The organism is Methanolobus sp. WCC1 (assembly GCF_045690315.1).
GTDB lineage: Archaea > Halobacteriota > Methanosarcinia > Methanosarcinales > Methanosarcinaceae > Methanolobus > Methanolobus tindarius.
Window position 1 is genome coordinate 3,089,202 of sequence record NZ_CP146979.1, and the last position, 12,214, is coordinate 3,101,415.

Annotated in this window: 8 protein-coding genes and 2 pseudogenes; 3 read left to right on the forward strand and 7 right to left on the reverse strand. The window is 42.4% G+C overall.

What is annotated here, in order from left to right:
• Nucleotides 1–31: 31 nt before the first annotated feature.
• A pseudogene (locus tag V7O61_RS14680) lies at nucleotides 32–1,408 on the reverse strand (monomethylamine:corrinoid methyltransferase).
• Between the two features lie 14 nt (nucleotides 1,409–1,422).
• Complete coding sequence (locus V7O61_RS14685) at nucleotides 1,423–2,076, reverse strand: methyltransferase cognate corrinoid protein (protein ID WP_023845237.1); 654 nt, start codon at nucleotides 2,074–2,076, stop codon at nucleotides 1,423–1,425.
• Nucleotides 2,077–2,837: 761 nt separating this feature from the next.
• Here V7O61_RS14685 and V7O61_RS14690 point away from each other — a divergent pair.
• From V7O61_RS14690 to V7O61_RS14700, 3 genes are all read left to right on the forward strand, one after another.
• Nucleotides 2,838–4,880: a histidine kinase dimerization/phosphoacceptor domain -containing protein gene (locus V7O61_RS14690; protein WP_407283197.1), complete on the forward strand. Its 2,043-nt coding sequence runs from the start codon at nucleotides 2,838–2,840 to the stop codon at nucleotides 4,878–4,880.
• 28 nt (nucleotides 4,881–4,908) lie between these two features.
• On the forward strand, nucleotides 4,909–5,334 hold the full coding sequence (locus V7O61_RS14695; protein ID WP_023845235.1) for a response regulator: 426 nt from the start codon (nucleotides 4,909–4,911) through the stop codon (nucleotides 5,332–5,334).
• A gap of 128 nt (nucleotides 5,335–5,462) precedes the next feature.
• Nucleotides 5,463–6,176: a winged helix-turn-helix domain-containing protein gene (locus tag V7O61_RS14700; RefSeq protein ID WP_245596096.1), complete on the forward strand. Its 714-nt coding sequence runs from the start codon at nucleotides 5,463–5,465 to the stop codon at nucleotides 6,174–6,176.
• A 221-nt stretch (nucleotides 6,177–6,397) separates the two neighbouring features.
• On the opposite strand, the gene V7O61_RS14705 is transcribed toward V7O61_RS14700, so the two are convergent.
• The 5 genes and pseudogenes from V7O61_RS14705 to V7O61_RS14725 all read right to left on the reverse strand — a co-directional run bounded on the left by V7O61_RS14705 (nucleotide 6,398) and on the right by V7O61_RS14725 (nucleotide 12,198).
• The gene (locus tag V7O61_RS14705) at nucleotides 6,398–7,882 is read right to left on the reverse strand and encodes an APC family permease (RefSeq protein ID WP_023845233.1); all 1,485 of its coding nucleotides are present in this window, start codon (nucleotides 7,880–7,882) and stop codon (nucleotides 6,398–6,400) included.
• Nucleotides 7,883–8,001: 119 nt separating this feature from the next.
• Nucleotides 8,002–9,405: pseudogene (mtbB, locus tag V7O61_RS14710) on the reverse strand ([dimethylamine--corrinoid protein] Co-methyltransferase).
• Nucleotides 9,406–9,418: 13 nt separating this feature from the next.
• Nucleotides 9,419–10,048, reverse strand: coding sequence for a dimethylamine corrinoid protein MtbC (gene mtbC / locus V7O61_RS14715; protein ID WP_407283196.1), 630 nt, complete (start codon nucleotides 10,046–10,048; stop codon nucleotides 9,419–9,421).
• Nucleotides 10,049–10,348: 300 nt separating this feature from the next.
• Nucleotides 10,349–10,513 carry a hypothetical protein gene (locus V7O61_RS14720; RefSeq protein ID WP_407283195.1) on the reverse strand — a complete coding sequence of 55 codons (165 nt, stop codon included), beginning with the start codon at nucleotides 10,511–10,513 and terminating at the stop codon, nucleotides 10,349–10,351.
• Between the two features lie 149 nt (nucleotides 10,514–10,662).
• Nucleotides 10,663–12,198 carry an APC family permease gene (locus V7O61_RS14725; protein ID WP_407283194.1) on the reverse strand — a complete coding sequence of 512 codons (1,536 nt, stop codon included), beginning with the start codon at nucleotides 12,196–12,198 and terminating at the stop codon, nucleotides 10,663–10,665.
• Nucleotides 12,199–12,214 lie beyond the last annotated feature (16 nt).

Genomic DNA, 12,214 nt, shown 5'->3' on the forward strand with positions numbered 1-12,214 from the left:
TTGAAGGAGGGTTTGATTTTATCGATTGGTCTTAGAATGTTAGTCCGAACTCTTCGAGCTTCTTGCGTGCACCGTCGTAGACCTTCATGTACTCGTCAGTTGGTGTTACGGTAGCGATATCGTAACATTCCTGGAAGGTCTTACCCTGTGGTGCGTTTGCATAATTGCCCTCGTAGGAGCTTACAAGGAGATCAAGAACCTTGTTGACATCTTCGATGTCCATTCCTGCTGTTGCCCTTGCAACTTCTCCCATCATCCTTGCTTCCATACCGGTTGTCTTATCCTGGACGACACCCTTTGCAGATGCTACACCGGAGAGAATCTCACGACCGGATGCAGTGTCAGTGATAGACTGAGCGGATGCTTCCAAAAGGCACATCTCAGTACATGGACCTGCACATGGGTAATACTGGTTACCGGAAAGCATGTCAGTGAATTCGGAGATTGTAGCACATGCCCATCCAGCGATCATGAGAGTTTCCCTTGTGTTGGTTGAACCCCAGCGGATGTGAACCGGACCGTCAAGGTGCCAGCTTGCATTGCTCATTACAAAAGCGTTGATGTGGGTTGCAATATCTACAATTGTGGTTTCTTCTATGCCACCGGCATATCCACCAAAGATAGGCATCTGTTCATCCATGATGATGTCACTGTTACCCTGATAGTGAGCCATTACACTGATAGCGTCAAGGTCGATCTTAAGCTCGTTGAGCTGTGATACTTCGTGACTGTCACTGCAAACCATACCACCGGCACAGTCAGCAGATATATTTCCCTGAGCGGACAGGGAAGTCTCTGGTCCCTATATGCCCATACCTGGCCTTCCGGCCATTGCTGCTGCTGCCTTAATGAGTCTGGTTTCGGTCTTTGCTGCAAGGACCTCATAAGGACTCTTTGGAATTGGTGGCTTGCCACGGACTGTCATCATGACACCGTTGACAATTGTGTCGACTTCTTTCTCAAGAGCATAGCTCATGTGAACTGGCATGAACATGTCTTCGGAAATTGGGGAACCGGTAGGACCACCCTGGACAATTGGCTTTCTCTTGTCACCAACACTTCTCTTCTGTACTCTTACAGCATCCCTGCCGGTACCGAGTACGAATTCCTTCTGGACGTTGTTGATTGCATCCCAGATCTCATCTTCTGTGTATTTTACTACACGGCTTGTGTCGGTACAGAAAATACCGCACTCAAGAAGCATCTCAAAACCTGCTTTGAATAGGTTTTCCATCATGTCCTTGTCAGTTGGTACGAATTCGTTCTTGAAGTCAAGGTTGTATTTCTGCTTGAGCTCCATTGCCTTCATTGGGATTGTCATAAGATCCCAGTCATCCTGGGTGGTCTTCTCGCCCTTCTTTGCCCTCTCGTAGAACTCAAAACAATCAAGTGATCTTGCGAATGTCATTATTAATACCTCTTTTACTGCATAAGACTGAGTGCAACTCTTGCTGCATCTGCTGCGTTTTCTGCTGTTGCGTCTGCTCCGATTTCTGCAATCCATGCATCGGATACTGGTGCTCCACCGAACATTATCTTAACAGAATCTCTAAGACCTTCTTCTGCCAGCATAGCCACAGTGTCCTTCTGTCCGAGCATTGAAGTTGTCATGAGTGCTGAACCAACGAGTAAGAGTTTCTTGTCCTTGTTTTGTGCAACTGTTTCTGCAACCTTTTCATTTGGTACATCTACGCCCATGTCAACGATCTTGAAACCATTTGCTTCAAGCATGGTTGTTACAAGACGGTGACCGATATCGTGAATGTCTCCTTCCTGCACGTAGGTGATTGCTGTTCCTACTCCTTCGGTGTCTCCCTTCTCCTCTTCAAGTACTGGTAAAAGAAGTTCCATTGCTGCGTTCATTGCCTTTGCAGACATCATAATTTGTGGGAGGTAGATTTCTGCTGCTTCGAACTTGTCTCCGACAATCTTCATTCCCGGGGAAAGACCATCGTTTATAATTTCAACTGCACTGAGCCCTGCATCAAGAGCTGCCTGGGTAGCTTCTGCACAACCGTTGATGTTCTGTGTAACGACTGTGTCTCTGAGTGTATCTAACATTTCCTGATTTGACATATTTTTGCCTCGAAAGTGAATTGTAGCTCAAATCATTGTGATGAGCCTTGTTCCGATGTCATTCATGATGATTTGCAGCCATTATGGCAAACCATAAGAATACGGTAATCTTGTACCGTGCCACTAATATTTATAAATTTCCCTTGAAAAAGAGAGAAAATAAGACAATGACATAAAAATACAATAATATAATTTTAGGTAAGAACTACCATAATGTTAGAATAATTTCAAAAAATAACTTCTATTGAACCTGTTTTTAAGCATATACAAGCAAAGCCTTAGAAGCAAACTCAGGAACAAATTAAAAAGTAATATTCCCGGGAATAAAAATTCAGATTGCCCAAAAGAAGGATTTGACCGGGAGAGAACAATATTTATAATTTGTGGTTCTTTGCCATTTCTACCATTGCCTGGAGGTTCTCTATAGGCGTCTTGCTGACAATACCACAGCCTGATACAAACAGACCTACTCCTGCACCAAAAACCTTCTGTAACTGTCCCTTAATGCCTTCAGGAAGTTCATTTTCATAATTGCCTGTCAGTGAAGAATAAAATCAGAGAAAAATGCTTACTGATTCTGAATTTATTAAGTTTTAAAAAACATTGGCCCTATTTCAATGATTATAATAGCACTTTATGATTATAATGCTGTTATAATCTTAATAAGAGTCTATTATAAAGTTAAAGATTACAGTTAATATTGTAAGTATTGCAACTAAGGCATTCAGAATTATACAACGCTGTCAATGCAGGCTCTGAAAATGAAATGGAAAAGCACCTCACTTAAGTTCAAACTAATTCTTTACATAGTAGTAGGTACTTTACTTGTGCTTGCAGCAAGCACTGCAATGACCATTTCCACTGTGACAAATCAGGAAGAGGAACTTGCCTATAAGCAATCCATCGAAATGGCCAAGACCTACGCAAATGAGTTCAACGGAGATATGGAAACAAACCGGGCCATTGCTGAAACCATAGCAGTGAGCATGGGAAGCTATGACTCTATGAGCAGGGAGGAAGCAAACAGAATGTTGTACAACCTGCTTGCTGAACATCCTCACTTACTCGGCACGTATGTTGCCTATGAACCCAACGCCTTTGACGGTGATGACAGTCTGTATGTTAACACTCCAGGACACGATTCCACAGGAAGGTTTATTCCCTACTGGAACAAGATAACCGGGCCTATTACACTCGATCCTCTTCTGAATTATGAGACACTGGATTATTATCAGGTGCCAAAAAGCACAGGAAACGAAGTAATAACCGAACCCTATTACTATGAAGGGGTTTTCATTGTAAGCTATGTTTTCCCGATAGTAAAAGATGATGAATTTATTGGAATCGGTGGGGTAGATGTTTCACTTAATTATCTGGACGAAATAACCAGTGAAATAAAAGCATTTGATTCCGGCTATGCTTTCCTGACTGGCAATACCGGCATCCTTGTGTCCCATCCTGCAAAGAAGGACTGGATCGGGGAAAGGAAACTCTATGACCTTGGTATAGAAGAATCCTCAATAGCTGCAGACGATATTATTAATGGCAGGAGCGGTCATATTGAAACCATCGACCCTACCACTGGTAAAGAAGTTGTAATGTTCTACGAACCTATAGAAACCGGCAACTTTTCATTTGTTCTTGTAATTCCAAAAGATGAGATGCTTGCAGGTGTGAACAGCCTGAGTAATAAACTTCTCCATATTTCCTTTGCAGCCGTAATTTTCATGGCCGCAATCTCATACTTCATAGCCCTGTCCTTTACAAGACCCATTAAGGAGATAGTTACTGATTTTAAGAATATATCGAAAGATGCGGTAATGGGAAAACTCGACTCAAGAGCTGAAACGAACGTGGAGATTGATTTCAGGGAGATACCCATGGGTCTCAATGAGATTCTGGATGCAGTAATAACCCCTATCCATGATGCCATAAGACTTACAAATGAGCTCGCAACAGGAAAACTCAATGAAAGAACCCATTTGAATGTCCACGGGGAATTTAGACAGCTCACAGACACACTGGATGTTTTTGCGGAGCTGCTGGATACTATCATAAAAGATTCAAATAAAGTACTTACTGCAGTACAGAATAACGATTTCTCAAGAAACGTCCGGGTATACGGTGAAGGTGATTTCCTCATACTTACCGAAGGAATCGAACAAACGAGGGAAACGTTGTCAAGTATGATGGATGAGCGCAAAAAAGTTGAAGAGATACGCAAGAAGGAGATTCATCATCGTATTAAGAACAATCTTCAGGTTATTTCAAGCCTGCTTGACCTTGAGTCTGACAAATTCGAAAACGAAGAAGTTGTCGAGGCATTCAGGGAAAGTCAGAACCGTGTAATATCCATGGCCCTTGTGCACGAAGAGCTTTACAGGTCACAGGATATGGAAAGCATTGATTTTTCTGATTATCTCATGAAACTTGTAAATGAGCTATCCTATTCATACATGGTGGAAAAGAAAAATATCGAGATAAAACTGGATCTTGATATTGTCTTTGTTGAAATGGATACTGCCATACCACTGGGAATGATAGTTAACGAGATTATTTCAAATTCACTTAAACATGCATTTGAACCGGACCAGCAAGGAGAAATATTTGTAAAACTGGATCTTGCAGATGGAAAACTGACACTGACAATCGGTGATAACGGGCGTGGTTTCCCCGAAGATCTCGATTATACCCGGACAGAGTCCCTTGGGCTCCAACTTGTAACTACATTAACAGCCCAGATAAACGGAACCATTGAACTTGATACCAGTGAAGGTACTAAATTCAGGATAAAACTAAATTAAACTAAACTAAAGCAGAACAGGTGATATTGTGGAAGACACGAAAGATATAAAAATACTTGTCGTTGAAGATGAAAGCATCATTGCCTTAAACATAAAAAAGAAGCTGAAGAGCTTCGGATATACCGTACCAGCTCTTGCTACCACAGGCGAAGAGGCCATCAAAATGGCGGAGATAACTTTCCCGGATCTTATCCTTATGGATGTCAGATTAAAAGGCGAAATGGACGGAATCCGGACGGCTGAAGAGATACGTAAAGACTTTGACATCCCGATAGTTTATCTCACTGCATATTCGGATGATGAAATCCTTGAGAAAGCAAAGAAAACAAAGCCTTACGGGTATATAGTCAAGCCTTTCAAAGCCAATGACCTGCGCAGCAATATTGAAATGGCACTATACAGGCATGAAATGGAAAAAAGTGATCAGGAAACAGTCTGTAATGGCAACACATAAATCTTTTGAAGCGATAGTAATCTTTTTGCAAACTGTGTATGAAACTGTGGTAGTTGGTTGGAATGAACAATTCGTTAATAGATATAATCTTTAATTCGGAAAAACGGAAAAATGTTCTGCTTCTCCTTATGGAAGGAGAGAAAAGCCGTGATGAAATAAAAACAAGCCTGAATGTAACTTCCACAGCCCTTATTCCGCAGATAAAAAAACTGAAGGAAAATGGTCTTGTCATACAGAACGGAGACCATTATATACTGACAAACATGGGAAAAGTACTGGTCGCAAACATGCTGCCTCTTTTGAATGCTGTTGAGGTCTTTGAGGAAAACAGCCACTACTGGAGAAACAGGGATCTTAGTGGAATACCTGAAAACATCCTGAAAAGACTTGGCGAACTAGGTAACTGTGTTATCATTGAGCCTGATCTTAATTACCTGTTTGAGTTCCCTAAAGAGTTCACAGAGAACATACACAAAGCCAGCTATGTTATGGCCTTTAACGCTTATTTCCATCCTGAATATCCGGCTCTTTACTCAAGTCTTGCCGAAAAAGGGATTCCTGTATCTCTTGTTACAACGAATTCTGTCCATGAAAGAATGGAAAATGATTACAACGAAGAGATGATGAAATTCACCGGTTATGATAATACAGAATTTTTCGTATCAGATGAAACAACCGGTCTTGCAACACTGGTTTCCACAGACAGGTTTCTTTTTCTCTGTTTATTCAATAAACAGGAACAATACGACCATACAATCCTCATGAGTTTTGACAGTAACGCACTCCAGTGGAGTAAAGAATTGTTCTTCTATTTTAAAGAGAGAGCTGAAAAACTCGTTTGAATTAAATTGTAAAAATAAGCTTTTCAGCTTCTTTTCAATCCCTTCAATATCTCCATTTTGAATTCTTAAAAGTACATAAGATTTCCAGATGATTAAAAAATCCGGTAGCTACAGGTATTTTCTTTCGAACTACCGGATAAAATGTTTGCATAATTGGAGGTTATGCGGTAATAAAAATAAAATGTGCAGTAAGCATTTTTAGTGCTGACTGCAGTATTATATCAGGCTGCTTGCGATTCAGCTATTCTTGCTACATGGTTCTCATGCTGTGAGTAATACCACATAGGAACATACAGACCCAATACAAGTATTCCAACACCGGTGGAGAACCAGCTTCCTTCAATACTGTTGAGATAAATTATGCCGATAAGACAGAGAGGAATGTTGAAAAGACCAAACATGAGTGCAACATTCTTCCAGCCGGTTGGAGCCTTAAATGGTCTTTCAAGACCTGCAAGATGCGGATCTGCCTTTGCCTTTACGTATGCAAAGAGACTGATACCGTTTGCACATACATATCCTATAGCGGATGCTGCAAGGATAGCTGTTGGAGTGCCCATTGAAATGAGCGCCAGGTTGAAAATACCTATAACAACCATTGCAAGTATCGGGGTTCCGTGAGAGTTTACTTTACCGAATACCCTTGGAAGGTTTCCTTCAATTGCCATGGAGTGCATTGCCCTTGCAGAACCAAGGTATGCAGTCTGTATGATAAGGACCATTGCGGCAATGAGCATTACAATAGCAACTGTTGAACCCATGTCACCAAGGGCTGCCTGTGCTACAGGAAGCATAGGATCGATTGGTGCGTTGGCAATTCCATCAACACCAAGTACTCCGGTTACTGTTGTCTGAACGACCACAAATGCAAGGAGACAGATAGCGCCACATGTGAAAAGTGCCTTTGGTACATCCTTACCAGGGTTCTTGTATTCTGGACCGTAGATAGCTGCTGTTTCCCAGGCGCATGCACTCCATTGTGCCATTGCAAAAATACCCAGGAGGACAAGAATACTGTTCAAGTTCCATACCCAGTCAGTTGGCAACCATGTGCTGGTGATGTTTGCCAGTACGAAGTCACCTGTTGCATAAGGTGCCAGTGCAATTATGATCAAAGGTACAAATGCAAGTGCTGCAAGAATATAACCTACCAGTGCTCCACTTGAAACACCACGATAATTAATAAGTATAAGACCTCCGAATATAACAATTCCTGCAGCCAGTGAAAGCTGGTATTCACTGAAAGTAGCTGCCAGTCCCGGGAAGAGGCTGTGCAGGTAAAAACCTACAAGGATAGCAAAGATAGCAAGTACAGGATTCCATGCAAACCAGTAACTCCATGCACTGAACCCACCTACAAGTTTACTTTTGTCATATTTGCCCGTATAATTGCGGGTTTTGAAAACGTTCTGTGCGAATCCGGGAAGTCCGGATGCTTTCGGGAAAGTTGTTGCAAGTTCACCATATGCCAGATTCTGCATGAATCCCTGGAATACGGAAAGACCCCAGACAATTATAGCAGCAGACCATAGCCAGCCTGCAAAATATCCAATTGATGGCAGGATCAACAGAGGAACTCCCACAGCAATCGCAAGACCCTGTTTCCAGTCGATTGAACGTTCAAGTCCGCTTTCTTCACCGGTTTCACAAACCACTTTAGAGCACTGTTCTGCATGATGCCAGTCTATTCCTTCTTCTTTTTCCATTTATTATTCCCCCTTCTTCCAAAAATAGTTAACACCTGTATTTACTTAAAAAGCAATTACAGGTGCTTTCTATATTTTCTGTATCCGAAGATTTTCCAGATTTTTGAAAGAAAAATTCTTTACTTCAACTGTCCTCTGAATTTCTCACAGCAGTTAATTTTGAGATCGAGAAGTTTCTCGATATTCGTCTTTGCTGCAATTCCTTTTGGAGCACCTGCTACTGAAGTGATGACCCCTATACCAAGTTCTTCTCTCAGTTCCCTCATTACATACTCGTCACTGAGGTCATCTGTGGTTACGTCAAGTTTCTTTGCAACGTAATCCTTTGCTTCTCCAATTCTCATGCTCTTTGCAAGCTGCATCCTGGCAACAAGGTCACCGGCTGCTCTGATTCCGCTCATTCCTGAGGTCATTATGTGGGAGATCGGCATACCCATCGGGTCGCCGACCCCTATCTATATACCATCCACGCCAGCAATTTCGACCATGGCCTTACTGGCTCTTGAAACAGCATCAATGGTCGGAGTCTCAAACATTGGAATACTACCAACACCCATTCCCATGTTTACATGACATGGTATTGGTGAAGCCTTAACAGCTGCCTTGATGAATGTAACAGCTCTTCCAAGATTCCATGCTGCACTCTTACTGGTGTTTGTGTTAACTACAGGACCGAAAATGTTTGCTCCTGCCTTTGCAACAAGTGGAGCCTGCTCATGTGGCCACAGACCTGCAAGTACTGTGCCATCGTATTCCATCTCACCGTGCAGACCTAGCAGAAGTTCTCCTGCCATACCTGCTTCAATATAGATATCAGGATACTGCTTCCTCAATGCTTCAATTGCATGGAGTGATGCATACATGTCACCATCACCTGCTGCACCGATTGTATCAAAGTTAACACCGTCGGCACCGGAAGACATAAGCCTCTGCATTATCCAGACTGTGTCCCTTGTAAGGTGTTCAGCTGCATGCTGCATGGATTCCTGGGCTTCCTGGATCTTGAAAGCCTTCATAAGGTCACCGGGATTTGAAAAAGGACCATCAGGTGTGTAGTAAAGACCCATGTTTGGCATGGCACCATAGAGCAGTGGAACTATCATGTTCTGCTGACAGACTTCCATTGTCTGCATCTCCTGTGAAATTACAGGTTTTACTGGTTTGTAACTGTAGTCGATGTGACCGAGTTCCATTGTGTCAGCACCAAACGCTCTTTCGTGCATCATTGCACCAACGAGCCTGCTGGATGGAATACCTACACCACTGTTACCCTGGTCACCATCAATTCTTATGGTTCCGATATCGTGGGTTACTGGAACTTCCATTCCCTGCTCAACACCAACCATCCTTGAAGGCATGGTCACAATATCAACAAGTTTATCGATTTCATCTTCACTAAGGTCAGGAATAGCTCCAAGATCTGCAGCATCTGCCATACCTTCCTTAAGGTCAGCGATGATATCTTCCCTTGTCATGAAAATACGCTTTCCGTCTCCCATTCTCAATTTATATTCTGTTGCCATGATAAAACCTCAATTAAAGCAGAAGCTCCTTTGCCTTTACAACAGCTTCACTTGCATTTTCTGCATAGCAGTCTGCACCGATCTTGTCAGCCCATGCCTGGGTTGCAGGAGCACCGCCGACCATGACCTTTACGCCATCTCTCATGCCCTGTTCCTTAAGCATCTCGATGACATCCCTCTGCCCCTGGAGAGTGGTTGTCATAAGAGCTGAAAGACCTACCATTGTGGCACCTGTTTCCTTTATTTTATCGAGGAAGTCCTGTAGCGGGACATCTCTTCCAATGTCATGGACTTCAAAACCTGATGACTGGAGCATGGTAGAAACAATAGATTTGCCGATGTCATGGACGTCACCTTCAACGGTACCATTTACAATTACAGCGAGTTTCTTGCTTACAGCATCTTTTGGCATGTCCGCTTCAAGAAGCCTGACTCCTTCTTCCATTGCGCCTGCCGCCATCATTACGTGAGGAAGGAATAACTTACCTCTTTCAAAAAGAACACCGACTTCGTTCATTCCGGCTGCAAGACCTTTTTCAATGATCTCTGCAGGTGGAACCCCCTCACTCTTTGCTTTCTCAACGGCTGCTGTTACAACATCTTTTTTACATGTGACAACAGCGTCTGAAAGTTCTTTGAACATTTCTTCGTTGCTAATAATAATACCTCCATACTTTTTGCCTTCAGTTCATAACAGGGAAATTAGACTTGAAGAGCAATCAGCTATAGAAGTATAAGAAGAAAATGTATATATCATAAACTCAAGTAAATATGTCTACTGAGCCTGAATTTATAAAGATGGAGTCAATATTGATCTATAGTTGAAGCATTACAACAGCGTTGTAATCTTAAAAAAAATCCAGATGGATTATTGACGTTGAGATGATTTTCAATATAGTAGCAATAATTATAATCTCAGAATTTGCACCAGAGAGACTTCATCCTATAAAATATTTGGATTAGTAAAGAGATAAAACCACAGACCACCAATTGCCAGGGTTTCAAGTACTTTGATTCCTGAAGGTAAAGGATTTGTTGCTGCATAAATTAGGAAACTTACCAGAATGGCAATTCCAATATTAGCAATAATGAGATCTTCAATTTCCATTTTTACACCCGGTGAAAGCAGGCAAAAATGCCATTTTTAATTCTTATCTTTTTCAGTTTCAGACTATTAATATCTAAAAATATCTAAATATGAAAAAGGGATCCTGATATCCTCGATATCAGGTTCCTGTGTCACTCATAGTATTTTACTTATTCTTCCAGAGGAAGTGGTTCTGGTTCAAATACACCATGTTCTCTGTGTACTGCACTGGAAACAGGCATTCTGTTCCTCTCACGCTGTGAATACACCCAGAGTGGAATGAAGAGACAGAGCATGAAGAAACCTACACCAGTTGTTGCCCATCCAAGTTCAAGGCTGTTGAGGTAGATTATACCTATCAGGAAGAATGGAGTGTTCAGTATGGTTGTTGCCAGAGCGACTTTTTTCCATCCCCTTGGAGCCTTAAAAGGTCTATCCAGTTTTGAGAGTTCAGGATCGTTCCTGACCTTAACATAGGTGTAAAGACTGATACCGTTGGCACAAATATATCCAATTGCAGAAGCAGCAAGGATAGCTGTTGGTGTTCCAAGAAGAATAAGGAACATGTTGAACCCTGCATCAGCAAGCATTGCGTTCATTGGGTGTCCGTGCTTGTTCAGCTTACTCAGAAATGATGGCAGATTACCTTCGACTGACATTGAATAGATGGAACGTGCAGATGAAAGGAAGGCTGTCTGGATAATCAGAAGCATTGCACCTATCAGCATTATAATTGAAATGGAAGCACCAATAGGACCAAGTGCCATGTTTGCCAGTGGAAGCATTGGTGAAATAGGTTCCGCAAGAACTCCGTCAACTCCAAGAGCACCTATTACGGATGTCTGTACAAGTACGTAAAGAACAAGGCAGATTGCTCCACAAACAAGCAGTGCCTTTGGTATATCGGAATTTGGCTTCTTGTATTCAGGACCATAGATTGCAGCGGTTTCCCATGCAGCAGCACTCCATTCAGCCATTGCCAGAAGTCCGAGAAGGATAAGTATGTGCTCCCAGTCCCAGCTCCAGTCTGTAGGGAACCATGAATTTGTGATGTTTGCCATCTGGAAATCACCGGTAAAGAATGGTGCAATGGTGATGACCAGAAGAGGTACCAGGGAAATAGCAGCTAAGATAACTCCGGCGGCTGCTCCGTTCTTGAGTCCTTTTGAATTAATGATTGCAAGGGAACCGAAGATGAAACCTCCTACTACCAGTGCCATAAGTGTTGAGTTTATTCCTGCAATTGCAGGGACCATTCCCTGAAGATAATCTGATATAAGAATTGCATAGATAGCAAGGACAGGACTCCATCCGAACCAGTAACTCCAGGCACTGAAACCGCCGATGAACTTACCGAACTTGAACTTGCCCTTGTTGTTCTTATCTTTATCCGAACCAAAGACCGTTTGCGTATAACCAGGAAGACCTGATGCCTTTGGGAAAACCGTTGCCAGTTCTCCGAATGCAAAGTTCTGTAAAAATCCAAGAAGCACGGTGGCTCCCCAGATAACTATGGCGAAGGACCAGACATAGCTTGTAAGATATCCGATTGAAGGAAGGATAAGAAGAGGAACACCCAGCGCTATTGCAAGACCCTGTTTCCAGTCAATGGATCTCTCAAGTTCCTGAGGGTCACATATATTTTTAGCACACTGAGCACCATGTTCCCAGTCAATTCCAGGGGATGCATCTGTTTTCTTGCTCATGCACACACCCCATGAT